We start from the raw sequence: 24,790 nt of genomic DNA on the forward strand, positions 1-24,790 counted from the left end.
AAGGCGCCGCCACCCGCAGGGGGTGGCGGCGTTCATGGTTCAGACGTCAGGTGCAGTGTTCGAAGGGACTGTTGTAGGTGGCCGTACCGGCCTTGCCGCCCCACTTGACGCACTTGTCCGCCGCGCTGGCGGTTACCGGACCCGCGTAGTAAGTGAAGTTGCCGGTGTCGCTGACCCGCGGCTTATCCTTCACCTCCAGATAGGCGCTGGCCGCGGTGGCCTTGCCAAGGGAGGTCGCCTTGATGGTGGCCACGCAGTTCTTGCCGTTGGCCGAGTTGAACAGCAGGTAGACCTTGCCCGCCGTACCCAGGGCGGCCGAGTCGATCACCTTGTAGCCGCTGCCGCACACCGACGCGGGGGTGTGCGGGTTGCCGCCGCCTCCGCCGCAGTTCTTGGAGGTGAGGGTCTGGTTCGGGTAGCCGAACGTGGCCCCGTTGAAGACGGCCTTGCGGATGTTCGACGGGTAGCTGGTGCCCTGGCGCACCTCGAAGTGCAGGTGAGGCGAGATGCCGTTGCCCGGCCTGCTGGTGTTGCCGACCGCGCCGATCTTCTGGCCCTGGGTGACCTTGGCTCCGGCGGCGACGGCGCGCGAGTTCAGATGCGCGTAGAAGGACGTCCAGCCGCCCCCGTGGTCGATCTTGACCAGGTTGCCGTAGCCGTTGACCGAACCCTGGTGGGCCGAGATGACCACGGTGCCCGCCGCAGCGGCGACGACGGTGTCCCCGAGGTCGGCGTTCGGCGTGCTGCCCCGGTTGAAGTCGATCTCATAGGACCGGTGGGCGCTGCTCCCGCTGGAGTTGCCGTTCCACGACTGGCCGCAGGGGAAGGGGAGCTGGAAGCCCGGCGCGGCCAGGGTCGACACCTGCGGACCCTCGACCTGGTTCGGGGGGTCGTTGTTCTCCGCCCCGGAGGTCGGTGTGGGGGTGGGGGTGACGGTCTTCGTGGCGGTCGGTGTAGCAGTCGGCGTCGGACCGGCCTCGGCCCCCGTCGTGCTGGCTAACGCGGCCTGACCCGACGCGAGACAGACAAACAGGGCGAACCCCACCGTGAGTACCCCTTTGGGTCTCATACGAAATCCTTTCTACGTGTGCCGGGGACGAGGCTTGGCCGGCACCGTGCATGTCTATGAGGTCGTTCGAAACGCACTTGCTGGAGATCAAGAGTGTGGATGAGCCATACAGAGAACATCCAGAACCCTGCATAGAGAGCCGACCGATTCGGGCACAGGGTGGTCGCCCTCAGTCACCGAAGGCTGGGATGACGCGGGTTGACCTGCGGCTACGTGCCCGCGACGCGGAGCCGGTGCGGCAGGACGGCACACCGGTGAAAGATGTGCGCGAGGCCACCAGATCCGACCGGGCTTGGCCTCTTCCGGACGGCGCCCCGGGCCGTGGTGGCGACCACGACCCCCGGTGTGCCGGGCGAAGGTATGGGCGCCGGACGTACACGCCACTGAGCGGCCAAGGACGGCCGAGACCGCCGGTGGAGGCCCTATCTATGGCGGCGCAGCAACACCGTGGCGAGCCAGATGATGGTGGGCAGCAGAAGGAGCAACACCATGAGGCCGACCCCGAGAGCGACCTCGACGTCGGTCACCGGCCTGCCTGAGAGCTCATCGTCCACCCCACGAGGCTATCCGCTGCGCGCCTGCGGCGCGGATGGCCGGCACAGGGTTGTGCCGCATGGCATCGAGTACGCGGATGCCGAAAGCTTCGGATGCAAGGGCTCCAGACGGGGCGTCTCCAGCGAACGGGCGGCGGCAGCGGCTTTGAGACGACGGGCAAGACGCTCGATCAGGAGGCTGGTGCCGTCGGCGGCGCCGGACGGGAAGCTAGGCGCCGCATCGGAAGGCGACGAAAGGTAACTAGAACTCGAGCAAATGTAACCGGCACATGGTTACGTTGATCTACGGCTCCACGGGTTCGCTCTGGCGATCACCCCGGAGCCGTGTGCCCCTGCCGGAGGCGGCTTGTCCGTTGCACGTGCCTGCTGCGGCGATGGCACCGAGCATCATCCCGACGCCTCCAACGACGAGAAGTACGGGCTCGCTCAGCGCGACCAGGGCAAAGGATGTGGGCGTAGACGTTGTCGTTCCCCTTCCGTCGGAGCTGTAGAAGAGACCGGGAGGATCGAACACGATCATGCCAACGCCAACGAGGATCAGGAGGGTTCCCGCACCAAGGAAGAGGTTTCGCAGCATGCCACCGGATGTTATGGCCACGGGATGCGGCGGGACAGACCCCTTGGAGGGAGCGGAGCGGTCGGGATCGGTGGTCGGAACGACCTGGCGGCGCCCATTGGTCGGTGGGTCCCTTTCTAGACGATCACCAACGTCCGCACTCGCCCATGGCGGTTGTCACCCAGCCAGTCACTCAGGCTTCGAGCGCTTCGTCCGCTCGGCCTCGATCTCCTTGCGCTCTTCGGGCGTGGTCACGAAGCTGCCCATGCCGGGCTCTGTACGAATCAGCCCGTCCGCGCGAAGGGCGCGCATGACCTTCTGACCGGTGCCACATGCGGACCCTCCGGAGAGATCACCTACGCGTCGAATGGGCGCTACCGCTCGGCGCTCTCGAACGACTCCGCCCGCTGGCCTGGACCTGCGCATGCCGGGCTTGGACCTGCGCATGCCGGGCTACGGTGTACGAGCTGTGCTCCAGCGGCAGCAAGGGCCTCATCCGGCGCACCGTCCAGCACAGCGACGGGCACGTGGTGCATGAGACACACTCAATGTCGATCAACGACGCCTGGACGGCTCCGCTCGATAGGTACGCCGCAGTCCCTGCAACACCGGTTTCTGAAACCCTCTCCCTGCCCCTCGTACGCCGTCGACTCACCGCGCAGCGGCAGCGGGCCGGGGACGGAGCGGCAAGCCCGGCTCGCGTGTACGTTCGCCGGTCGCCGTTTCTCGGCCATGCGTACGTCTACCCGATCCCGTAGTCGCCTACGTGCAACGCAGGTCCAAGGGGTTGGAGTCGATGTCCGAGAACTCCACAACAACGGACCCGCCGGCGGGGGACTCCGCATAGATCTGCGCAGGGTTGGAGACTCCCGCAATGTCGGCCTTGTTGTAGTAATCCCGGATGTCTGCCAGCGATAGTTCGGTCTGAAGCGTCAAGCGCACCATGTATTCGCAGTAGTCGCCGTTGGCGTCTGGCGCCCTGTCGATCGCAGCATCGCTGTCGCTGACCTGTGTCCTTGGCGGGAGAGGGTACGCAGAGACGCGGCCCTGGAACTTGTCGAGCCGAGCATTCTCCTCCCAGATCGGTGGCACGAAGAGCCAGAGCGCCCCGGCTAAGGGAATGAGCACCACAGCTGTAAGGCAACCCATCAAGATCCGCATGAAAGCCCCCTATGTCGGTGTGTGACTGTCTATCGGATCAGTCGCACGGCTGTCACAAACAAGCCAGGCAAGCCGCGCTTCGGAAACATTCGTCAACTACCTTCCGACCGATTCCAGATCCGATATCCCGGTGCCGACGGCAAATTCCGAGTCGATGACGCGACCTACGAACGGGAGCGCGAGTGCCTCGACTGCCTCGGCGACGACCAGGCCGAAGGGGGCGGAAGATGAATTCGATCATACAGACGGCTACAGCTGGCTTCTCGCCGAACCAGGAAGAGGGCGATATGGTCGCGCGACCAGCTCACGAACCTCGGCGTCAACGCCGAGCTTGGGGACAACAACAGGGCTCTCATGGTGCACCAGCGTGAGCCGGGGATGCCGGTGTGGGTGTTCGTCGGATTCGGCGGAACTTACTACTCCTGGCAGTGCGCCGAGCAGAGGCACCTGGGGGCAGCGAACGTCCTAGCCGAGTACGTCGCCAGCTGATGACCGGCGCGGCGAGACAGGTGCGTTCCCTGCCGGAGGGGGTAGGGATTGCCGCCGCCTGGTCTCGTCGCACCGCTTCCAGCAGGCAGTTGCGGTGGCGCCCCCGCGGCGACCTTCCCCGCCCGGCCGCTGTGCTGCCTGCCGGTTGAGCGTGCCTGAGTAGGTAGTCTCCTGGGCGGCGGTCCACATTCTCGGCTGTCCACGCCCGTCCGGGGTCGTTGTCACTCAGATAGTTACTCAGTAGGGATAGGCCCTCGGATCGCATGTCGGGCGCCGCCGTACGGCAGTGCACCCGCTTGATCTTCGTCAAAGCGATCCGACAGAATGATCTCCGGAAGAGGGGGCATACCTCCGCGCCCCGAGGAGCTGACTCAAGTGGACTTCACAGTGGCATGGGCAGTCACGCTAGGGCTCGGGTGCGTCGTTGCTGTATCCGGGATATACACACTCGCTACCAAGCGGCTCCCCCGCCCGTTGTGGGGCAGGCGTACGCAATATGAACCGCGCCGTCACGGCTTGGGACAACTATTCATGGGCCTCTTCTCCGTTTTCCTGTCGATGTCCAATATGGTGATGGGCCGGTCACACGCATTGTCCCTGGCACTGATCTTTCTAGCGATCGGATGCACCGCGGCGGGTTCGTGGTTCCTTCTCTCGGCGATGACCTCCCGCCGCACACCTTGAGCGCGCCCACCCGTTCGACGGAATTTGAGCCCCTACCTGGGCAAACGTTTCATCGAGCTCCCCGACTCTCTCCTCGCCCCAGACGATGGTCACCAAGTGGCATGCGGCAGACCGGTGAGCGTTGTGTGAACGCGCCGCGCCTGCTCAAGGAAGCCCAGGACATCGCGCAGGATAAGACGGGGGACCGATGGAAGGACACGGGCCTCGTGTCTGCACACGCACGGGTACTCCCGTCACCGCGCGCAACGTACGGCGCGACTTCCGGAAGGTCGTCGAGGCGCGAGGCCCACCAGACGGAAGTGGTTACCTCGCGAGCTGCGGCACAGCTTCGTGTCCGTGCTGTCAGACTCCGGCATCCCCATCGAGGACATCTCACGCCTGGTCGGGCACCCCAACACGGTGGTCACCGAGACGGTCTACCGGCACCAGATCCGCCCCGTGATCATGCAAGGAGCTGCGGCGAGGCCCGCTCGACGTGGCCTCATGGCACGCCCATGCTCAAGAGCGTCGACGCTCACGAATCCCCGCCTCAACCCGCAAGCCAACGCCGATCAGGGCCATGATCCACAGACCAACGAGCCATGGCCACGAGGGGGATCGTTCATCGAAGATCAGAATCCCGAACGATATGGCGACACCGGCGACCATGGACACAGTCCCTATGGTTCGGACCGTTTCATAGTTCTCGGGGGCATTGGTCGGCGAACGGGAGAGCTGGGGATCCTCGGGCTCCGTCACAGCGCAGAGCATCCCACATGGGATCGAACGGCAGGAATCCCTACCTATCGCTCCGCCCGCCCGCGTGAGCTAATGACACGAAGCCCCGTAGCAAGATCGCTACGGGGCTTCGTGATGCAGGTGGGCGGTACTGGTATCGAACCAGTGACCCCTCGCTTGTAAGGCGAGTGCTCTACCGCTGAGCTAACCGCCCCTGATCGGCACTACACCTTACGACACCAACGGCTCCGATCGCACATCCATCACCCACCCGGGCCCCAGGTCCTCCCGCCCCGCCGCTCGCCACCCCAGCAGAGCCGCCCCCAGCATGCCGGCGTCGACGCCCAGGGCGGCCGGCAGCAGGGGTGGGGCGTCGCGGAAGGCGAGGCGTTTGACGAGGCGGGTGCGGACGGGGTCGAAGAGGGCGGGGCCCGCCTCGGCCAGGCCGCCACCCAGGACGATCATGGAGGGGTCCAGGAGCAGGGTGTACGTGGCCAGGGCCAGCGACAGGGCCTCCACGGCCTCGTCCCACACCTCCACGGCCAGGGGGTCGTCCGAGGAGACGACCTGTTCGGCGCGGACGCCCTCGATGCCGGCGCGCAGGCTGTAGCGTCTGCCGACCGAGGCCGCCGACGCGTACGTCTCCAGGCAGCCGAACTGGCCGCACGCGCACTGCTCCCCGTCCGGGAAGACCGGGATGTGGCCGATCTCGCCGCCCCAGCCGGAGGAGCCGCCGTACGGCTGACCGTGGACGATCATGGCGCCGGCGATGCCCGTGCCGATGGGCAGGAAGAGGAAGTCGGGCACGCCGCGGCCCGCGCCGAGGACGCTTTCCGCCAGGCCGCCGGTGCGTACGTCGTGACCGAGCATGACCGGCACGTCGAGGGAGGTGAAATCGGAGGCCGGGACGTCACGCCAGCCGAGGTTCGCCGCGTAGACGGCCGTGTCTTCGGACACCAGCCCCGGCACGGCCAGGCCGACGCCTGCCGGGATGCCGTCGCCGGAGTCGGCCAGGTGGCTGATGAACTCCCGGATGGCGGCCACGACGGCCTCCGGGCCCTCGGCACGCGGGGTGGGGCAACGCTCGCTCAGGAGTACCGCGCCGGACTCGCTGACCAGACCGCCCTTCATGGACGTGCCACCGACGTCGAGCGCCACCACGAACGAACTCATTGCAGACACGCAGCAGACGATAGCGCAGCGCAGCAAATGTCCGGAAAGCTGAGACGGCCGGCCCGGGTCAGGCCCGGCCGAGCACCCGGTTCAGTGCCGCCTCGACCTCGGCCGACAGCCCGGGCGGAGCGCCCGAACCCGCCATCGCGTCCGACCCCACGAACGCGTCCGCGCGTGCCTGCCGTACGGATCCGCAGGCCCTGCACTCCACCTCGCCCAGACGGCAGATCAGCGACGTGGACCCGCAGGTGCCGCAGGCCTCGAGGTCGAGGTCGTGCAGCCGTTGACAGTCCGGGCAGATGAGCACCTGGGTCTCACGGCGAACCCCCCGCTTCCACGGGCTGGCGCCACGGACGGGGTCCGTCTGCCGGGCCCCGCAGCGGTAGCAGGGCATCGTTTCCTCCGTTAAGAAATGTCGGCGAGTGCCTTGATGTAGTCGGCCACGTCACGCGCCTGGCCGGTCGGATTGACCACCGACCACCGGATCACGCCCGCGCCGTCGATGATGAAGGTCCCCCGTAGAGAAATCCCCTTCTCGTCATCGAACACACCGTACGCCCGCGCGACCTGTCCATGTGGCCAGAAATCGGAGAGCAGCGGAAACTCGTAACCCTCTCGATCCGCCCAGGCACGATGGGTGAACATGGAGTCGACCGAGACCGTGAGGACCTGCGCGTCGGCATGGAAATAACGCAGTGCCGACAGCTCCTGATGGCACACGCCGCTGAAGGCAAGCGGATAGAAGACCAGCACGACCTTCCTCCCCCGGAAGTCTGACAGCTTCACCGGAGTGCCGTGCTGGTCCCGCAGTTCGAAGTCTGGAGCAAGGGCGCCGACCTCGGCAGGACGTTCGTTCACACACGCCATCCTGCCGCATGGCAGGCGCTCAGGCTCCCTAGCGTCGGCCCTTCGGCGTGACCAGTCTGGTCCCGGACCAATCAGGCGCGGCGGAGATGCTGCTGGTCTGCGAGAGACCCGCGGTAGCGGCATCCTCCCCGATGTCGCTCGGCTCCACATGGCCGTCGCGCCCGGCCTTGGGAGTCAGCAGCCAGATCTGGCCGGCTTCGGCGAGAGCTCGCATGGCGTTGGTGAGGACGTCGAAGAGGTCCCCGTCTCCGTCGCGCCACCACAGCAGCACCACGTCGACGACGTCGTCGGTCTCCTCATCCAGCAACTCGTTACCAGTCAGGTCCTCGATGGAGTCGCGAAGCTCGTCGTCGACGTCCTCGTCCCAACCGATCTCCTGCACCACCTGACCCGGCTTGAGGCCGAGCCGTTCGGCCAGGCCGCGCTCACTTTGCGCCTGACCCGCGGTCGCGCTCACGTTTATCCCTCCTGCTTGAGTGGCCCCGCATATGCGGTTTATCGCTTCGGGACAGTCCACACGCTGTGACCCTTAGTCGTCAACGGTCGCCACGGGTACGGCCGTAGACAGCCTGAATCAATCCGACAAAAACGACAGGCGTACCTGGCGTTGCGGGTTGTCGACGTTGAGGTCGACGAGTGCGATGGACTGCCAGGTGCCCAGCGCCAGCCGCCCGCCGAGCACGGGGATGGTCGCGTACGGCGGGATGAGCGCGGGCATGACGTGTGACCTGCCATGACCGGGCGACCCGTGGGCATGACGCCACCTGTCGTCGGCCGGTAGCAGGTCGCGCAAGGCGGCGACGAGATCGTCATCGCTGCCCGACCCCAGTTCGACCAGTGCCACCCCGGCGGTCGCGTGCGGGACGAAGACGTGCAGCAGCCCGTCCTCCCCCAGAGCCCGCACGAAGTCCGCGCATTCCGAGGTGATGTCGTGCACCGTCTCCCGTGAACCCGTGGCCACGGAGATGATCTGAGATCTCACACACGAATCCTACTTAGGCACGACGACCGCATCGGGGCCGGGAAACACCAGGCCTGTGTGCCCATCGTCGAACCGCACGATGTACGGGGGCCCGCCGTTGGATCCCTTGATCTCCATGATGATCCCGTTGCGGTCCCGCTCACCCACGGTGTTGCCGTGCATCAGGAGCCGATCGCCTACCGTCGCGTTCATACCTCCAGACTCGTACGCGGACGCCCGTACGGAAAGAGGCATATCCGCCTCCCTCTGAAGGCGGAGGGAGAATCATGACCGAACCGTTACAGTGCGCCCTCGCGGCCCGGCCCGATCGCACCCGCGTGAGTGACGCCATCCCCCTTGGGGGACACTCACAGGACGCATACGGTGAAATTACGTAGCTTTTCCGTACTTGTTAAATTGGCCGTCGCCTGTAACCTTGGCCCGGGATTCGTCCTACCATCGGTGGTCTAGGCCACCAATGGTGACCCTGCCAGCAGGGACACCCTGGTTACCGGCCAGTAGAGATGCACTTTCTACGGCAAGCGACCAGGATGGAAGGCGACCCAGACCAGACATCAGTCATCCTCGGAAGGCGAGACCCAGTGGCTTCCGGACGCCAGCGATTTTCGATCATCAGCGACGGCCTACCCAGCCAGCTGCCTGATGTCGACCCCAGTGAGACCAACGAGTGGCTCGAGTCCCTCGACAACGTGGTCAAGACGGAGGGCCGCAGCAGAGCCCGCTACCTCATGCTCCGCATGCTGGAGCGCGCTCGCGAGCACCAGGTCGGCGTGCCGGGCCTGCGCAGCACCGACTACATCAACACGATCCCGCCGGAGCGCGAGCCCTGGTTCCCCGGCGACGAGCACGTCGAGCGGCGGATCCGCGCCTACATCCGCTGGAACGCCGCGATCATGGTGACCCGCGCCAACGCGCGCACCAACGTCGGCGGCCACATCGCCACCTACGCCTCGGCCGCGTCCCTGTACGAGGTGGGCTTCAACCACTTCTTCCGCGGCAAGGACCACGGTGAGTCGGGCGACCAGGTCTTCTTCCAGGGCCACGCCGCGCCGGGCATCTACGCCCGCGCCTACCTGGAGGGCCGCCTCAACGAGGCGCAGCTCGACGCGTTCCGGCAGGAGCTGTCGCACGGCTTCCACGGCCTGCCCTCCTACCCGCACCCGCGGCTCATGCCCGACTTCTGGGAGTTCCCGACCGTCTCGATGGGCCTGGGGCCGATCGGGGCGATCTACCAGGCGCGGTTCAACCGCTACCTGCTCAACCGCCAGCTCAAGGACACCAGCCGCAGCCACGTGTGGGCGTTCCTGGGTGACGGCGAGATGGACGAGCCCGAGTCGCTCGGCGCGATCGGCCTGGCGGCCCGCGAGGAGCTCGACAACCTCACCTTCGTCATCAACTGCAACCTGCAGCGGCTCGACGGCCCGGTACGCGGCAACGGCAAGATCATTCAGGAGCTGGAGTCCTACTTCCGCGGCGCCGGCTGGAACGTCATCAAGGTCGTCTGGGGCCGCGACTGGGACCCGCTGCTGGCGGCCGACGTCGACGGCGTGCTGGTCAACCAGATGAACACCACGCCCGACGGCCAGTTCCAGACCTACTCCGTGGAGTCGGGCGGCTACATCCGCGACAACTTCTTCGGCGGCGACCCGCGCCTGCGCAAGATGGTCGAGCACCTGTCCGACGACGACATCCGCAAGCTGTCGCGCGGCGGCCACGACTACCGCAAGGTCTACGCGGCCTTCAAGGCGGCCCGTGAGCACGTCGGCCAGCCGACGGTCATCCTGGCCCAGACCATCAAGGGCTGGACGCTGGGCAAGGACTTCGAGGCGCGCAACGCCACCCACCAGATGAAGAAGCTCACCAAGGCCGAGCTGAAGGAGTTCCGCGACCGGCTCTACCTGCCGATCCCCGACTCCGCGCTCGAAGGCGAGCTGCCCCCGTACTTCCACCCGGGCGACAACGACCCCGAGATCGAGTACATGAAGGAGCGCCGCGCGGCCATGGGCGGCATGCTGCCCAAGCGCGTCATGCGCGCCAAGCCGGTCAAGCTGCCCGCCGACAACGTCTACGAGCAGTTCGGCAAGGGCTCCGGCAAGCAGCAGGTGGCCACCACGATGGCCTTCGTCCGGCTGCTGAAGGACCTGATGCGCGACAAGGAGATCGGCCACCGGTTCGTGCCGATCATCCCCGACGAGGCCCGTACGTTCGGCCTCGACGCTATGTTCCCGACGGCGAAGATCTACTCTCCGCACGGCCAGACGTACGAGGCCGTCGACAGGGAGCTGCTGCTGTCGTACAAGGAGCACACCCAGGGTCAGATCCTGCACGAGGGCATCACCGAGTCGGGCTCGATGGCCTCGGCGATCGCGGCGGGCACGGCCTACGCCACGCACGGCGAGCACATGATCCCGATCTACATCTTCTACTCGATGTTCGGCTGGCAGCGCACCGGCGACCAGATGTGGCAGATGGCCGACCAGATGGGCCGCGGCTTCCTGCTCGGCGCGACCGCCGGCCGCACCACGCTCAACGGCGAGGGCCTACAGCACGAGGACGGCCACACGCCGCTGATCGCCTCGACGAACCCGGCCGCGGTCTCCTACGACCCGTCGTGGGCCTTCGAGGTCGCGCACATCGTCAAGGACGGCCTGCGCCGGATGTACGGCGAGCAGCAGGAGAACGTCTTCTACTACCTGACGATCTACAACGAGCCCTACACGCAGCCCCCGCAGCCCGCGGACCTCGACGTGCAGGGCCTGCTCAAGGGCCTCTACCGGTTCGCCGAGGCACCTCAGACGCAGGGGCCGAAGGCCAACATCCTGTCGTCGGGCGTAGCGGGGCCGTGGGCCGTCGAGGCCCAGCGGCTGCTGGCCGAGGAATGGGGCGTATCGGCCGACGTGTGGTCGGCGACCTCCTGGACCGAGCTGCGCCGCGACGCCCTGGAGTGCGAGGAGCACAACCTCCTCAACCCCGACGCCGAGCCGCGCGTGCCGTACGTCACCCAGGCCCTCTCGCAGGCCAGCGGCCCGTTCGTGGGCGTCAGCGACTACATGAAGGCCGTGCAGGACCAGATCGCGCAGTGGGTTCCGGGTGACTGGTCCTCGCTGGGCACCGACGGGTTCGGCCTGTCCGACACCCGGTCCGCGCTGCGCCGCCACTTCCACGTCGACGCCGCCTCGATCACGCTGGCCGTGCTGACCAGCCTGGTCAAGCGGGGCGAGCTCGACGGCGAGGTGCTGCGCGAGGCGATCGCCCGCTACCACCTCAAGAACGGCGTGACCGAGGCCGGTGGCGCGGAGAGCAACGACACCCAGTCGATGGGCGTCTGAGCACGCCACGACGGACGACGACGCCCTCGCGGAAGATCTTCCGCGAGGGCGTCGCCCTTTCGGGCCGACACGCTGAGGAGGGATACGTGCACCCTCGCTCCGTTGGTACGGACTCACGTATTGTGGGGAAAACTTCCCCCTGAGAGTCCGAGGGGGAGATGGAATGCGACGGGTCCTAGCCGGTGTCACGCTTGCCACAACGGCGGCCGCCTGCATGAGCGCACCGGCGAAACCGGCCGTCGACGGGGATGTCGGCGCCGCCCAGCAGATCGCCTGGGGGCCGTGCACGGACATCAAGCGGCCCAACGGGCAGAAGCCGGCCAGGCAGGACACCTCCGTACGGTGCGGGAAACTGGCCGTGCCCCTCGACTACGCCGAACCCGATGGCGACAAGATCGAGATCGCGCTCATCAAGCTCCCCGCCACCGACCAGAGCAAGCGGCTGGGCTCACTGGTGTTCAACTTCGGCGGTCCGGGCGGCTCCGGCGTCGACACGCTCGACCAGGCCGCCAAGTCGCTGACCAGCCTGCGTACCCGCTATGACCTGGTCAGTTTCGACCCGCGCGGCGTCGAGCGGAGCTCGGGGGTGCGGTGCGGCGACGGCAGGGAAATGGATGAGTTCATGGCCCTCGACACGCTGCCCGACAACGAGCAGACCCGCGAGGAGGGCGACGCGGCCAACAAGAAGTTCGCCGATCTCTGCGAGAAGAACTCCGGCAAGATCCTGCCGTACGTCGGCACGGTCAACGCCGCCCGCGACATGGACCGGCTGCGCGCCGCGGTGGGCGACGCGAAGCTCAACTACTTCGGCATGTCGTACGGCACGCAGCTCGGCGCGGTCTACGCCACCGAGTTCCCCAAGAAGGTCGGCCGTACGGTGCTCGACGCCCCGCTCGACCCCACGGTCACCTTCGAGCAGCGCACGCTGGCCCAGACCCGCGGCTTCCAGCAGGCCTACGAGAGCTTCCTGAAGGACTGCGTCAAGGGCGGCACCTGTGAGGTCGGCGACGACGTGGCGACGGCCAGCGCGAACGTCGATCGGCTGATGAGCCGACTCGCCGCCAAGCCGATCAGGGTCGGCGATCGGGACCTCACCCAGGGCCTGGCCTCCACCGGCGTCGCCGCCGCCCTCTACTCGCAGTTCGCCTGGCCGTTCCTGGGCAACGCGCTCGGCGCGGCGCTCAAGGGCCAGGGGCAGGCGCTGCTCTACCTGGCCGACTCCTACAGCGGCAGGTCGGCGAACGGCACATACTCCACGCAGATGACCAGCTTCCCGGCGATCACCTGTGCCGACAGCGCCGAACGACCCGACGAGGCCACGCTGCGGCGCACCGAGGACGAGGCGGTGAAGCTGTCGCCGCTGTTCGGCAGCGAGGGCGCGGGCGGGCTGTGCAGCGTCTGGCCGGTCAAGGGCAGCGACGAGGCCAGGCACGTCGACGCGGCGGGCTCGGGGCCGATCGTGGTGGTGGGCGGCAAGGGCGACCCGGCCACGCCGTACGAGTGGGCGCCCAAGCTGACCAAGCAGCTCAAGACGGCCACGCTGGTCACGTACGAGGGCGAGGGGCACGGCTCGTACCTGTCGGGCAACAAGTGCGTCAAGCGGTTCGTCGACGCCTATCTGCTCGCCGGCAAGGTGCCCGAGAAGGGTGCCTCCTGCAAGGCGGTCTGACCTAGGCTCGGACGCGTGACGGACTATTGCTCACTGGTGGAGAGCGAGACCGCCCGGCTGGCCGAGCTGGCCACCGGCGCCGATCCCGCCGCTCCGGTGCCGCCCTGCCCCGGCTGGACCCTGGCGGATCTGATCACGCACGTCGGCTCCCTGCACCGGTGGGTGCTGCACATCGTGGAGACACGGCGGCAGGAGCCGATCTGGCCCCATCAGGTGCCCAACGGCCTGGCCGAGGGACAGCGCGGCGATCCGGCCTGGCTGGTGGCGGGCGCGCGGGAACTGGTCGCCACGCTGCGGGCGACGGACCCGGACACGCCGGTCTGGGCCTGGGGCGGCGACCGGCGCGCGGGCTGGTGGGCCCGGCGGATGCTGTTCGAGCTGGTCATTCACCGCTGTGACGCCGAGCTCGCGGTCGGCGTGGCGCCCGTCGTCGCCGCGCCGATCGCGATCGACGGGATCGAGGAGCTGCTGGACTCCCTGCCGCACGCCTCCTGGGTCACCAAGCAGCTGGCGGAGCTCGGCGCGGAGGGGGCCACGATCCACCTCCACGCCGGCGACGGCGAATGGACTCTCACCCAGGGCCCGGCGGGCCGGATCACCTGGGCGCGCGGCCACGCGAAGGGCGACGTCGCCGTTCAGGCCCCGGTGAGCGACCTGCTGCTCATGTTGTACGGCAGGCGCTCCCCCGACGGGCTGACCGTCCACGGCGACCGCGCCTTCCTGGACCGCTGGCTGACGGCCGCCTCGCTCTGACAGGTGAGGCCCTGGACACGCCGCCACTCGGCGGTCGGCAGCGGGTCCAGGGCGGGTGACCGCTCGCCTGAGCGGCTCCGCGCGTGCCCGGTCAGCGGGGAAGGTGCCTTCCTGGGTGCACGCTCGGCCGGGTCACCTGCGGTGGAAGATCCCGAAGAGGTTGCCCGAGCCGTCCTGAAGATAGGCGAAGTCGGTGCCCGCGCCGTCGTCGATGATCTTCGTGACGACCTTGCCGCCCAGCGACTCGGTCTCACGGCACTTCTGCTCCACGTCGGCCACCTGCACGTGGAAGATCGCGTGGCTGGGGAACTCGCCCTTGGTGTTGAAGAGGCCGCCTCCGCGCTGCGGACTGCCCGGATAGCCGATGATCCGGTAGTCGATCGGACCGCCCTCCGAAGCGTCGAACGTCCAGCCGAACAAGCCGCCATAAAACTGCTGGGCACCTTCGGGGTCGTCGGTCGCGACCTCGAACCAGGTAACCGTGTTGTCCATCGTCGTCTCCCTTGTTTCTCGAACAAGACAACGATCTAACGGCTGAGCGACAACCCTATGTCGGTGTTTTCGATTGATTAATCGAGCATCGTGCCGTGCACGATCATCTCCGGGACGTCGGGGGCGAACCCTTCCAGCGGCCGGTCGGGGCAGCGCTCGGCGGTGACCGAGGCCGCGGCGATCCGGTCGAGCCGGAAGACCCGCACGTCATCGCGCAGGCGGCACCACGCCACGAGATACCAGAAACCGCCACGACCGCCCAGGAACACCCCGGGCTCGACATCGCGCGAGGTCAGCGCGCCCTTCGCGTCGGCGTAGTCGAGCCTGAGCACGCGGCGGCGCAGCAGGGCCTCCTCGATCGCCCGGGAGATGCCCTCGCCGCCCAGCGGCTGGATGTCGGCACCCGGCTCGGGCGGCTCGGCGACCATCTGCACCCGTCGCGCCAGCTCCCTGGCCAGGTCACCCTCCGGCCCCGGCATGGCCGCGACCACCTTGCGCAGCGCGCTGCGCGCCTGCCTGCCGAAGGGCTGGTCGCCCGCCCGGCTCAGCGCCACGGCGATGGCGACCGCCTCGGCGGGGGTGAAGTTGAGCGGGGGCAGCGACATCTTCTTGTCGATCGCGTAGCCGCCCTTGCGCCCCGGCTCGGCGTAGATCGGCACCCCTGACTCCTGCAGCGCGGTGATGTCGCGCTCGATCGTGCGCGCACTGACCTCGAACCGCTTGGCGAGCTCCCGGGCGGAACGGCAGCGTGGCGAGATCGCGCGCAGGTCCTCGACGAGCGCGTACAGCCGGTCGGTACGGTTCACACCCGCGACGTTACGCCGCGCCACCGACAATCGCGCGTCCCAAAGCCCCTACCAGGCAGGCGATCCCACTTCAAGCGTGACGCGCCAGAAGAATTCGGACGTTACGCGCGAGCGGAAGCCGGGTGTGGCGTGCGAGCGAAGGTCAGGCGTGACGCGCCAGCAGATCGGCGAGCGGCCAGGTGTTGACGATGCGCGCCGCCTCGATGCCGCACCGGGCGGCGCGCTCGCAGCCGTGGCGCTGCCAGTCGAGCTGGCCGGGCGCGTGCGCGTCGGAGTCGATCGCGAAGTCGCAGCCCATCTCGTAGGCCAGCCGCAGCAGCCGTTTCGGCGGGTCCAGCCGGTCGGGCCGCGAGTTGATCTCGACCGCGACCCCGAACCGGCGGCACGCCTCGAAGACCAGCTCGGCGTCGAAGTCCGACTCCGGCCGGACCCGGCCCCGCCGGCCGCCCGCCTGCACGACCCGTCCCGTGCAGTGGCCGAGCACGTCCACGTGCGGGTTCGCGATCGCCGTCACCATCCGCCGGGTCATCTCATGGCCGCTCATCCGCAGCTTGGAGTGCACGCTGGCCACCACGACGTCGAGCCGCGCCAGCAGCTCGGGCTCCTGGTCGAGCGTGCCGTCGAGGTTGATGTCGACCTCGACGCCGGTCAGGATCCTGAACGGCGCGAGCCGCTCGTTGAGCCGTTCCACCTGGTCGAGCTGCTTCCTGAGCCGCTCGGCGGACAGTCCGTTGGCCACGGTCAGGCGAGGCGAATGGTCGGTCAGCGCCCAGTACTCGTGGCCGAGCGCCTTGGCCGCCTCGGCCATCTCCTCGATCGGCGAGCCGCCGTCGGACCAGTCCGAGTGGCTGTGCAGGTCGCCCTTGAGCGCCGCCCTGAGCGAGGCGGTCTCGTCGTCGAGGTCGGCGCCCTCGGTGGCGCGCATCCGGCGCAGGTACGTGGGCACCTCGCCGTCCAGCGCCTCGGTGATCGCCAGCGCGGTGACCTTGCCGATGCCCGGCAGCTCGGTCAGGCCGCCCACCCGGGCCAGCCGTACCAGCTCGTCGTGGGGCAGCTCGGAGACGACGGCGGCGGCGTTGCGGAAGGCGCGTACGCGGTAGGTGGGCTCGCCGGCCCGTTCGAGCAGGAAGGCGATCTCGCGCAGCGCCTCGACCGGTGTCATGCGTAGATACGTACCCAAGCCAAGTGCAAGCTGTCCGCTCCAGACATTGAACCCGCGAGAGCTGCGCCTATAGGCTGTTCGGCCAATGAAAGCAGGAGCTTGATGGGATATTCGCCGCCCGTGTCGCCTCCCCCGCCGGAGGCCCCCAAGCGGCCGAAGGCGTCGAAGGTGATCACCCTGTCCGTCCTCGGCGTCGTGTCCGTCCTCTTGGTGGGCTACTGCGCGGCCCAGAACGACGACGACGTGTCCGCCGACTGCGTCGACATGAACAACCAGCTGAGCGACGGCTCGTACGAGATCGTCGACGAGTCCCTCTGCGACGATGACGACGACGGCTCGACCCACTTCTACGGCGGTTCGCGCGGCGCCTACCACTGGTACTACGGCGGCACAAGGATCGGCACGCGCGTGCGCGCCGGCACCAGCTACCGCCCCTCCGACGTGAACATCTCCAGCCGCAACGGCCGCTCCATCCAGCGTGGCGGCTTCGGCAGCCACTGGGGCGGCGGAGGCTGACGGTGCGGCGCGAACACGGCACGCCCAGGGACGGCTGGGAGAAGACGATCGAGAGCCAGGGCCTGGCCTATCACCGAGCCGCCCACCCGGAAGGACTCACCCGGCCCTACTGGGACGAGTCCATCCACTACGTCTTCTCCCTGGAGGAGGTGGAGGAGCTGGAGGAGCAGGTCGAGGAGCTGCACGGGATGTGCCTGCGCGCCGTGGAGCACGTCGTCTCGACCGGGCGCTATGCCGACTTCGCCATCCCCTCCTGGGCGCAGGGGGACGTGGCGCGCTCGTGGGAGCGGCGCGACCCGCACCTGTACGCCCGCTTCGACCTGCGCTACGACGGCACGGGCCCGGCCAAGCTGCTGGAGTACAACGCCGACACGCCCACCTCGCTGGTCGAGTCATCGGTGGCGCAGTGGTTCTGGCTCAAGGACGTCCACCCCGACGGCGACCAGTGGAACTCCATCCACGAACGGCTCATCGACCGCTGGCGCGAGCTGACCCTGCCCACGGGGCCGATCCATTTCGCCTGGACGAACATGGACGAGACCGGCGAGGAGGCGATGACCCTGGCCTACCTCCAGGAGACCGCCGAGCAGGCCGGGCTGAGCACGGTCGCCGTCGCCATGGAGGACATCGGCTGGGACGAGCTCAACCGCCGCTTCGTCGACGTCGAGGAGCGGATGATCCGCTCGGCGTTCAAGCTCTACCCGTGGGAGTGGATGCTGGCCGACCCGTTCGGCCGGCACGCCGTACGGCACGCGACCTGGATCGAACCGCTGTGGAAGACCTTGCTGTCGAACAAGGCGCTGCTGGCCGTCCTGTGGGAGCTCTACCCGGACCATCCCAACCTGCTGCCCGCCTACCTCGACGGCCCCCGCAACCTGGACTCCTACATCGCCAAGCCGCTCCTGGGCAGGGAGGGCGCCTCGATGCGCATCGTCACGCCGGACGGCACCCAGGAGACGCCCGGCTCCTACGGCCAGGAGGGCTACGTCTTCCAGGGGTTCGACGCCCTGCCCGACTTCGAGGGCGAGCGGCCGGTGCTCGGCGCCTGGGTGATCGCCGACGAGGCCGCCGGATTGGGTATCAGGGAGACTACTGGCCTGATCACCGACGACACCTCTTCCTTCGTACCTCACCGAATCGAGCATCCATGACCCTGCTGGAGACCCTCGCCCGCGGCGCGGGCGCCATCGCCGCCTACGCCGCCGTGGGCGTCGTGCTGCTGATCGTCGGCTTCTACGTGATCGACCTCGCCACGCCCGGCAAGCTGAGCTCGATCATCCGCACCGAGCGCAACCCCAACGCCACGCTGCTGGCCACCTCGGCGCTGGCCGCGGTGGGCCTGATCGTCGCGGCCTCCATCTGGTCGTCGGGCGGCCGGCTCACCGAGGGCCTGGCCGGCACCGCCGTCTTCGGGCTGGTCGGCATCGTGGTGCAGACCGTGGCCATGCTCGTCTTCGACAAGCTGGTCGGCATCTCGGTACGCGACCTGGTCAAGGAGCCCGAGCTGCAGCCGGGCGCCCGGCTGCTCGCCGTCACCCACGTGGCCATCGGGCTCATCACCGCGGTCGCGGTCATCTGATCCGACCTGGCACTCTAGGAGGCGTGACAGACCGGACCCGGGAGGACACCACCCGCAGGCTGGAGCGGGCCATGGGCTCGCTCGGCACCGCGGCCATGGCGCGCATGGACGATCAGCTCTCGTGGTTCCGCGCCCTCAGCGCCGAGGACCGCTCCTGGGTGGGCCTGGTGGCGCAGGCCGGCATCGCCGCGTTCGTGGAGTGGTTCCAGCACGCGGGCGAGAACCGGCCCACGCCCAGCATCGAGTTCTTCGGCACCGCGCCACGCGAGCTGAAGCGGTCGATCTCGCTCCAGCAGACCGTCGACATCGTCAGGATCGTCGTGGAGGTGGTCGAGGCGCAGACCGACGAGCTGGCCGCGCCGGGCGGCGAGGACCAGCTCGAGCAGGCCATGCTCCGCTACACCCGCGACGTGGCCTTCGCCGCCGCCCACGTCTACGCCCGCGAGGCCGAGGCCAGGGGCGCGTGGGACGCCCGGCTGGAGGCGCTGATCGTCGACGCGCTGGTGCGCGGCGAGGTCGACGACGGGCTGCACTCCTGGGCCGCCGCGCTGGGCTGGACCTCCTCCCCCGTCGTCGTGATCGCGGGCCGCGCCCCCGAGGACGACCCGCGCGCGGTGATCGACGGGCTGCGCGAGAAGGGCCGCCGCATCGGCATGGACCTGCTCGCCGGAGTGCAGGCCGACCGGCTGATCGTGATCGTGGGCGGCGCCAACAGCGTGGACGCCGCGGCCAAGCAGGTCGTGGCCCGCTTCGGGGAGGGCCCGATCGTCATCGGTCCGGAGGTGCCCGACCTGCACGCCGCCGCCAGATCGGCCAAGGCGGCGCTGGCCGGGCTGAAGGCCTCGTCCGGCTGGCCCGACGCGCCCCGCCCGGTGCACGCCGAGGACCTGCTCGCCGAACGGGCGCTCGACGGCGACGACGACGCCAGGGAGCAGCTCATCGAGAACGTCTACCTGCCCCTCGCCGGCACGCCGCTGCTCGATACGCTGGCCACCTACCTGGAGCAGGGCACCTCGCTGGAGGCCACGGCCCGGCTGCTGTTCGTCCACCCCAACACCGTCCGCTACCGGCTCAAGAAGATCACCGAGCTGACCGGCTACCAGCCGACGGAAGGGAGGTCGGCCTTCACCTTGCAGGTGGGGCTGATTCTCGGCAGGCTTTCGGAGAGTGCCGTTACCTGGCGGGCCCTAACGTAACAACGCCGAAACCCCCACTGTAGGATTGCTACAAAACTCCTTGGATAAAGTTCGTACGGATCCTTATCCGCGTGTCGGACTTCTACAGGGCAGTGTGGATTTTGTGCTTGTACTCGTCGCTCCGGGCCAAGGTGCCCAGACACCAGGCTTCCTGACACCCTGGCTCGAACTCCCCGGACTCGCGGATCGACTGGCCGCGTGGTCCGAGGTCGCGGGCCTCGATCTGATCACGTACGGGACCAAGGCCGACGCCGACGAGATCCGCGACACCGCGGTCGCCCAGCCCCTGCTCGTAGCCACCGCGCTGGCCTCGGCCGAGGCGCTCGGCGCGACCCCCGACCTGCTGGCCGGCCACAGCGTCGGCGAGTTCGCCACGGCGGCGCTGGCCGGGGTGCTGACCCCCGAGCAGGCCCTGACGCTGGTCCGCGAGCGCGCCCAGGCCATGGCCAAGGCCGCCGCCGTCACCGAGACCGGCATGACCGCGGTGCTCGGCGGCGTGGAGGCCGAGGTGCTGGCCGCCATCGACAAGCACGGCCTGACCCCTGCCAACGTCAACGGCGCCGGCCAGATCGTGGCCGGCGGCACGCTGGAGCAGCTGGCCGCCCTCAAGGCGGACGCGCCGGCCCGGGCCAGGCTGATCGCGCTCTCCGTCGCGGGCGCCTTCCACACCGAGCACATGGCTCCGGCCGTCGAGCACCTGCGTACGGCCGCCGAGGGCATCACCCCCGCCGACCCGCGGGTCAAGCTGCTGTCCAACGCCGACGGCCAGGTGGTCACCGACGGCGCCCAGCTGATGCGGCGCCTGATCGACCAGGTCAGCAGCCCCGTCCGATGGGACCGCTGCATGGCCACGATGGCCGACCTCGGTGTCACCAGGATGATCGAGTTGCTGCCGGGCGGCACGCTGACCGGCCTGGCCAAGCGCGGGCTGCGGGACGTACGGACCGTGGCGCTGAAGACCCCAGACGATCTCGACGCGGCCAGGGAGCTGATCAAGTGAGGATTCCCGACATCGCCCCGGGCGCCAAGGTGCTGGCCCTCGGCCACTACCAGCCGTCCAATGTCGTCACCAACGACGACCTGGCCAAGACGATGGAGACCAACGACGAGTGGATCCAGTCGCGGGTCGGCATCAAGGAGCGCCGGGTCGCCGGTCCGGCCGAGTCGGTCGAGGACATGGCGGTGCAGGCCGGTGGCAAGGCGCTGGCCGCCAGCGGCCTGTCGGCCGCCGACATCGACCTGGTCATCGTCGCCACCTGCACGCTGGAGACGCAGATCCCCAACGCCGCGGCCGTCGTGGCCCACCGCCTGGGCATCCAGTCGCCCGGCGCGTTCGACGTGAACGCCGCCTGCGCCGGCTTCTGCTTCGCGCTCGGCGTCGCCAGCTCCGCGATCCGCGCCGGCTCGGCCAAGCACGTGCTCGTCATCGGCGCCGAGAAGCTGTCGCAGTGGATCGACTGGACCGACAGGTCCACCGCCGTGATCTTCGCCGACGGCGCGGGCGCCGCGGTGGTCGGCCCCTCCGACACCCCCGGCATCGGGCCGGTAGTCTGGGGCAGCTCGGGTGACAAGTCCGACGCGATCATCATCAACGACCGCCACGACTCTCTCCACCAGGAGGGTCAGACGGTGTTCCGCTGGGCCACCACCGCGTTGCACCCGGTGGCCAAGGAGGCGTGCGAGCGTGCCGGGGTCGACCCGTCGGAGCTGGCCGCCTTCGTACCTCACCAGGCCAACCTGCGCATCATCGAGGCGATCGCGCGTAAGATCGGCGCCGACCAGGCCGTCATCGGGCGCGACATCGTGACCGCCGGCAACACCTCCGCCGCGTCCATCCCGCTCGCGCTCTCGCGCATGCTGGAGCGTGGCGAGGTCCGTTCGGGTGAGCTCGCGCTCATCCTGGGCTTCGGCGCCGGCCTGACCTATGCGGGTCAGGTCATCGAGATTCCGTAAGATCCGGTACGGCTCCGTGCCGTACTCATCAGAGCTTGTACGGCCGTAGCCGTACAGAACCCAGAAAAACCAAAGGAGAAACAGCGACATGGCTGCCACCGAGCAGGAGATCCTCGAGGGCCTCGGCAAGATCATCAACGAGATCACCGGGATCCCGGCGACCGACGTCACCCCCGAGAAGAACTTCGTGGACGACCTCGACATCGACTCCCTGTCCATGGTCGAGATCGCCGTGGCCGCCCAGGACGAGTTCGGCGTCGAGATTCCCGACGACCAGCTCAAGAACCTGAAGACGGTCAAGGACGTCCTCACCTTCATCCAGAACTGACCTCAGTCATCCACTGATCTCAGTTCCCAACTGATCGACAAGGAGCGCGAAACGTGAGTGCAAACCGGGTACGTGTCGTGGTCACCGGGCTCGGCGCGACGACGCCCGTCGGTGGAGACGTCACCTCGACCTGGTCGGCGCTCCTCGCCGGTCAGTCGGGCGTCAAGGCCCTCACCACGGACTGGATCGACACCGTCCCCGTGAAGTTCGCGGGGACGGCCGCGGTCGATCCGACCGAGGTGCTGCCCAGGCCCGAGTCCCGCCGCCTCGACCGCAGCGAGCAGTTCGCCATGGTCGCGGCACGAGAGGCCTGGGCCGACGCGGGCGCGCCCGAGGTGGCGCCCGAGCGGCTCGGCGTCGTGGTGTCCTCCGGCATCGGCGGCATCACCACCACGCTGACCGCCTACGACACCTACAAGGAGCGGGGCTGGAACCGGCTCTCGCCCTTCACGGTGCCGATGCTGATGCCCAACGGCCCGGCCGCCTGGATCGGCATCGATCGCGGCGCCCAGGCCGGCGTGCACGCCACCGTCTCGGCCTGCGCGTCCGGCGCGGAGGCCATCGGCTACGCGATGGACATGATCAGGTCCGGCCGGGCGGACGTGGTGGTCGCGGGCGGCACCGAGGCGGCGATCCACGGCCTGAACGTGGCCGCCTTCGCCGCCGCGCGCGCCATGTCCACCCGCAACGACGACCCCGAGGGCGCCTCGCGGCCGTGGGACCGCGACCGTGACGGGTTCGTGCTGGGCGAGGGCGCGGGCATCATCGTGCTCGAGTCCGAGGAGTACGCCAAGGCACGCGGCGCGCGGATCTACGCCTACGCATCGGGTGTCGGCTACTCCGCCGACGCCCACCACATCACCAATCCCGAGCCGGAAGGCCGGGGCATCAGCATGGCGATGACCCAGGCGCTCACCGATGCGGGCATCACCGGCCATGACGTCAAGCACGTCAACGCGCACGCCACCTCCACCCCGGCGGGCGACGTCATCGAGGTGCAGGCGGTGGCCAAGGCCATCGGCACCCACCCGCTGGTCACCTCGACCAAGTCCATGACCGGCCACCTGCTGGGCGGCGCGGGCGGCATCGAGTCCGTCTTCACGATCAAGGCGCTCCAGGAGCGCCTCGTGCCCGCCACCATCAATCTCGACAGTCTCGACGACGGCATCGAGGTGGACCTCGTCTACGGCGAGAACCGCCCGCTGCCGCAAGGCGACATCGCCGCGGTCAACAACTCGTTCGGATTCGGTGGCCACAACGTGGCCGTCGTGTTCAAGGGGGCTTAAATGACTGTGCTCGACAATCGGGTCGTTCCGCAGGGCTCCGATCAAGAGCCGGCCGACCCCCGTGACCCGATCGTCCGGCTGACCGCGCTGCTCGACGAGGGCTCGGTGCGGCTGATCACTCCTGAGGACAGGAGCGGCGTGCTCGCCGCCATGGGCCGCGTCGAGGGTGTCCCCGTCGTCGCCTTCTGCAGTGACGCCCGCTTCCAGGGCGGCGCGATGGGCAGCGAGGGCTGCGAGCACATCGTGCACGCCTACGACGTGGCCGTCCGTGAACGGGTGCCGGTCATCGGGATCTGGCACTCCGGCGGTGCGCGACTCGCCGAAGGCGTCGAGTCGCTGCACGCCGTCGGCCGGGTCTTCAGCGAGATGACCAAGGCCTCGGGCGTGGTGCCGCAGATCTCCGTGGTCGTCGGCGCCGCCGCCGGTGGCGCCGCCTACGGGCCGGCGCTGACCGACCTGGTGATCCTGGCCGACTCGGGCCGCATCTTCGTCACCGGGCCCGACGTGGTCCGCAGCGTCACCGGCGAAGACGTGACCAGCGCCGCGCTGGGCGGCCCCGAGCCGCACAGCAAGCGCAGTGGCGTCGTCCACATCGTCACCAAGACCGAGACCGACGCGCTGCTGCGCGCGCGGCAGCTCGCCGTGCTGCTCGGCCACCAGGGCCGGGTCCGCACCACGGGCATCGACGAGGTCGACTTCTCCACGCTGCTGCCCGAATCGGCGCGGCGTGCCTACGATGTCAAGCCGCTGGTCAACGGCCTGCTCGACGAGCCGGGCATCGAGCTGCACCCCAAGTGGGCACCCAACATCGTCACGTCGCTGGGCCGCCTCGGTGGCCGGACGGTCGGTGTGATCGCCAACAACCCGATGCGGCTGGGTGGCTGCCTCGACGCCACGTCCGCCGAGAAAGCTGCCCGCTTCGTTCGTATGTGTGACGCTTTCGGCGTCCCATTGGTTGTCCTGGTGGACGTGCCCGGTTATCTCCCGGGTGTCGGACAGGAGCACGACGGCGTGGTCCGCCGCGGCGCCAAGCTGCTGCACGCCTTCGCCGAGGCGTCGGTGCCGCGCATCACGCTGGTCACGCGCAAGGCGTACGGCGGCGCGTACATCGCCATGAACTCCCGCGCGCTGGGCGCCACCAAGGTGTTCGCCTGGCCGACGACCGAGATCGCGGTCATGGGCGCGGTCGCGGCGGTGCGCATCCTGAAGCGGCGCGAGCTGGCCGCCGCTCCCGAAGAGGAGCGGGCCGAGCTGGAGCAGCGGCTGGCCGAGGAGCACGAGAAGCTGGCGGGCGGGCTCGAGCGGGCGCAGCAGCTGGGCGTGATCGACGAGGTCATCAAGCCGGAGGAGACCCGGGGCGCGATCGCCAAGGTCCTCGCCCAGGCCACCCCGGCCAGGGGGGCCCACGGCAACATCCCCCTGTAAGTCGTGTGAAAAGGGGCCCCGCACCTCATGGGTAGATCGGAAGA

General features: G+C 68.7%; 28 protein-coding genes and 1 tRNA gene. 14 read left to right on the top strand and 15 right to left on the bottom strand.

Annotated elements, in window-relative coordinates:
• Nucleotides 1–46: 46 nt before the first annotated feature.
• The 5 genes from KME78_RS23090 to KME78_RS23100 form a co-directional block, all read right to left on the bottom strand.
• Nucleotides 47–1,069: a M23 family metallopeptidase gene (locus KME78_RS23090; RefSeq protein WP_219531187.1), complete on the bottom strand. Its 1,023-nt coding sequence runs from the start codon at nucleotides 1,067–1,069 to the stop codon at nucleotides 47–49.
• A gap of 422 nt (nucleotides 1,070–1,491) precedes the next feature.
• Nucleotides 1,492–1,623, bottom strand: a complete 132-nt coding sequence (locus KME78_RS66270) for a hypothetical protein (protein ID WP_281428823.1) — start codon at nucleotides 1,621–1,623, stop codon at nucleotides 1,492–1,494.
• A gap of 283 nt (nucleotides 1,624–1,906) precedes the next feature.
• Complete coding sequence (locus KME78_RS23095) at nucleotides 1,907–2,200, bottom strand: P-loop NTPase family protein (RefSeq protein WP_219531188.1); 294 nt, start codon at nucleotides 2,198–2,200, stop codon at nucleotides 1,907–1,909.
• A gap of 168 nt (nucleotides 2,201–2,368) precedes the next feature.
• Nucleotides 2,369–2,491, bottom strand: coding sequence for a hypothetical protein (locus KME78_RS66275; RefSeq protein WP_281428824.1), 123 nt, complete (start codon nucleotides 2,489–2,491; stop codon nucleotides 2,369–2,371).
• A 450-nt stretch (nucleotides 2,492–2,941) separates the two neighbouring features.
• Nucleotides 2,942–3,340, bottom strand: coding sequence for a hypothetical protein (locus KME78_RS23100; RefSeq protein ID WP_219531189.1), 399 nt, complete (start codon nucleotides 3,338–3,340; stop codon nucleotides 2,942–2,944).
• A gap of 21 nt (nucleotides 3,341–3,361) precedes the next feature.
• On the opposite strand from KME78_RS23100, the gene KME78_RS68525 reads away from it, so the two are divergent.
• Nucleotides 3,362–3,571 (top strand): hypothetical protein, encoded by a 210-nt coding sequence (locus KME78_RS68525; RefSeq protein WP_465264791.1) that lies wholly within the window; start codon nucleotides 3,362–3,364, stop codon nucleotides 3,569–3,571.
• Between the two features lie 123 nt (nucleotides 3,572–3,694).
• Complete coding sequence (locus tag KME78_RS66280; protein WP_281428825.1) at nucleotides 3,695–3,829, top strand: hypothetical protein; 135 nt, start codon at nucleotides 3,695–3,697, stop codon at nucleotides 3,827–3,829.
• 1,543 nt (nucleotides 3,830–5,372) lie between these two features.
• Here KME78_RS66280 and KME78_RS23105 read toward each other — a convergent pair.
• The 7 genes from KME78_RS23105 to KME78_RS23135 all read right to left on the bottom strand — a co-directional run bounded on the left by KME78_RS23105 (nucleotide 5,373) and on the right by KME78_RS23135 (nucleotide 8,444).
• Nucleotides 5,373–5,444: transfer RNA gene (locus KME78_RS23105), tRNA-Val, on the bottom strand.
• A 17-nt stretch (nucleotides 5,445–5,461) separates the two neighbouring features.
• Entirely contained in the window at nucleotides 5,462–6,403 is a 942-nt protein-coding gene (locus tag KME78_RS23110) for an ROK family protein (protein ID WP_219531251.1), read from the bottom strand.
• A 67-nt stretch (nucleotides 6,404–6,470) separates the two neighbouring features.
• Nucleotides 6,471–6,797 (bottom strand): hypothetical protein, encoded by a 327-nt coding sequence (locus KME78_RS23115; protein WP_219531190.1) that lies wholly within the window; start codon nucleotides 6,795–6,797, stop codon nucleotides 6,471–6,473.
• A gap of 11 nt (nucleotides 6,798–6,808) precedes the next feature.
• A complete protein-coding gene (locus KME78_RS23120) occupies nucleotides 6,809–7,261 on the bottom strand; it encodes a peroxiredoxin (RefSeq protein WP_308127096.1) in 453 nt (150 codons plus the stop codon).
• A gap of 37 nt (nucleotides 7,262–7,298) precedes the next feature.
• A complete protein-coding gene (locus KME78_RS23125; protein WP_219531192.1) occupies nucleotides 7,299–7,727 on the bottom strand; it encodes a DUF3052 domain-containing protein in 429 nt (142 codons plus the stop codon).
• A 117-nt stretch (nucleotides 7,728–7,844) separates the two neighbouring features.
• Nucleotides 7,845–8,252, bottom strand: a complete 408-nt coding sequence (locus KME78_RS23130) for a secondary thiamine-phosphate synthase enzyme YjbQ (RefSeq protein WP_219531193.1) — start codon at nucleotides 8,250–8,252, stop codon at nucleotides 7,845–7,847.
• Nucleotides 8,253–8,261: 9 nt separating this feature from the next.
• The gene (locus tag KME78_RS23135) at nucleotides 8,262–8,444 is read right to left on the bottom strand and encodes a DUF1918 domain-containing protein (RefSeq protein ID WP_219531195.1); all 183 of its coding nucleotides are present in this window, start codon (nucleotides 8,442–8,444) and stop codon (nucleotides 8,262–8,264) included.
• Between the two features lie 389 nt (nucleotides 8,445–8,833).
• On the opposite strand from KME78_RS23135, the gene aceE reads away from it, so the two are divergent.
• The 3 genes from aceE (at nucleotide 8,834) to KME78_RS23150 (ending at nucleotide 14,003) form a co-directional block, all read left to right on the top strand.
• Entirely contained in the window at nucleotides 8,834–11,581 is a 2,748-nt protein-coding gene (gene aceE, locus KME78_RS23140) for a pyruvate dehydrogenase (acetyl-transferring), homodimeric type (RefSeq protein ID WP_219531196.1), read from the top strand.
• A 163-nt stretch (nucleotides 11,582–11,744) separates the two neighbouring features.
• Complete coding sequence (locus KME78_RS23145) at nucleotides 11,745–13,250, top strand: alpha/beta hydrolase (RefSeq protein WP_219531198.1); 1,506 nt, start codon at nucleotides 11,745–11,747, stop codon at nucleotides 13,248–13,250.
• A 15-nt stretch (nucleotides 13,251–13,265) separates the two neighbouring features.
• Nucleotides 13,266–14,003, top strand: coding sequence for a maleylpyruvate isomerase family mycothiol-dependent enzyme (locus tag KME78_RS23150; RefSeq protein WP_219531200.1), 738 nt, complete (start codon nucleotides 13,266–13,268; stop codon nucleotides 14,001–14,003).
• 132 nt (nucleotides 14,004–14,135) lie between these two features.
• On the opposite strand, the gene KME78_RS23155 is transcribed toward KME78_RS23150, so the two are convergent.
• The 3 genes from KME78_RS23155 to KME78_RS23165 all read right to left on the bottom strand — a co-directional run bounded on the left by KME78_RS23155 (nucleotide 14,136) and on the right by KME78_RS23165 (nucleotide 16,463).
• Nucleotides 14,136–14,495: a VOC family protein gene (locus KME78_RS23155; protein ID WP_219531201.1), complete on the bottom strand. Its 360-nt coding sequence runs from the start codon at nucleotides 14,493–14,495 to the stop codon at nucleotides 14,136–14,138.
• Between the two features lie 77 nt (nucleotides 14,496–14,572).
• Nucleotides 14,573–15,301: a helix-turn-helix transcriptional regulator gene (locus KME78_RS23160; protein WP_219531202.1), complete on the bottom strand. Its 729-nt coding sequence runs from the start codon at nucleotides 15,299–15,301 to the stop codon at nucleotides 14,573–14,575.
• 142 nt (nucleotides 15,302–15,443) lie between these two features.
• Nucleotides 15,444–16,463 (bottom strand): PHP domain-containing protein, encoded by a 1,020-nt coding sequence (locus KME78_RS23165; RefSeq protein ID WP_219531203.1) that lies wholly within the window; start codon nucleotides 16,461–16,463, stop codon nucleotides 15,444–15,446.
• A 120-nt stretch (nucleotides 16,464–16,583) separates the two neighbouring features.
• On the opposite strand from KME78_RS23165, the gene KME78_RS23170 reads away from it, so the two are divergent.
• From KME78_RS23170 to KME78_RS23210, 9 genes are all read left to right on the top strand, one after another.
• On the top strand, nucleotides 16,584–16,979 hold the full coding sequence (locus tag KME78_RS23170; protein WP_219531204.1) for a hypothetical protein: 396 nt from the start codon (nucleotides 16,584–16,586) through the stop codon (nucleotides 16,977–16,979).
• Between the two features lie 2 nt (nucleotides 16,980–16,981).
• Nucleotides 16,982–18,130, top strand: a complete 1,149-nt coding sequence (locus tag KME78_RS23175) for a glutathionylspermidine synthase family protein (RefSeq protein WP_219531205.1) — start codon at nucleotides 16,982–16,984, stop codon at nucleotides 18,128–18,130.
• Entirely contained in the window at nucleotides 18,127–18,558 is a 432-nt protein-coding gene (locus KME78_RS23180) for a DUF350 domain-containing protein (protein ID WP_219531206.1), read from the top strand. The genes KME78_RS23175 and KME78_RS23180 overlap by 4 nt, the downstream gene beginning before the upstream one ends.
• Before the next feature lie 71 nt (nucleotides 18,559–18,629).
• Nucleotides 18,630–19,754: a PucR family transcriptional regulator gene (locus KME78_RS23185; RefSeq protein ID WP_219531252.1), complete on the top strand. Its 1,125-nt coding sequence runs from the start codon at nucleotides 18,630–18,632 to the stop codon at nucleotides 19,752–19,754.
• Between the two features lie 103 nt (nucleotides 19,755–19,857).
• Entirely contained in the window at nucleotides 19,858–20,754 is an 897-nt protein-coding gene (locus tag KME78_RS23190) for an ACP S-malonyltransferase (RefSeq protein ID WP_219531207.1), read from the top strand.
• Complete coding sequence (locus KME78_RS23195; protein WP_219531208.1) at nucleotides 20,751–21,707, top strand: beta-ketoacyl-ACP synthase III; 957 nt, start codon at nucleotides 20,751–20,753, stop codon at nucleotides 21,705–21,707. Before KME78_RS23190 ends, KME78_RS23195 begins: the two co-directional genes overlap by 4 nt.
• Before the next feature lie 88 nt (nucleotides 21,708–21,795).
• Complete coding sequence (locus tag KME78_RS23200; protein ID WP_214635708.1) at nucleotides 21,796–22,035, top strand: acyl carrier protein; 240 nt, start codon at nucleotides 21,796–21,798, stop codon at nucleotides 22,033–22,035.
• Between the two features lie 53 nt (nucleotides 22,036–22,088).
• Nucleotides 22,089–23,321: a beta-ketoacyl-ACP synthase II gene (fabF, locus tag KME78_RS23205; protein ID WP_219531209.1), complete on the top strand. Its 1,233-nt coding sequence runs from the start codon at nucleotides 22,089–22,091 to the stop codon at nucleotides 23,319–23,321.
• A complete protein-coding gene (locus KME78_RS23210; RefSeq protein ID WP_219531210.1) occupies nucleotides 23,322–24,746 on the top strand; it encodes an acyl-CoA carboxylase subunit beta in 1,425 nt (474 codons plus the stop codon).
• Nucleotides 24,747–24,790: the final 44 nt, after the last annotated feature.

Source organism: Nonomuraea guangzhouensis (genome assembly GCF_019396345.1).
GTDB classification, from domain to species: domain Bacteria; phylum Actinomycetota; class Actinomycetes; order Streptosporangiales; family Streptosporangiaceae; genus Nonomuraea; species Nonomuraea guangzhouensis.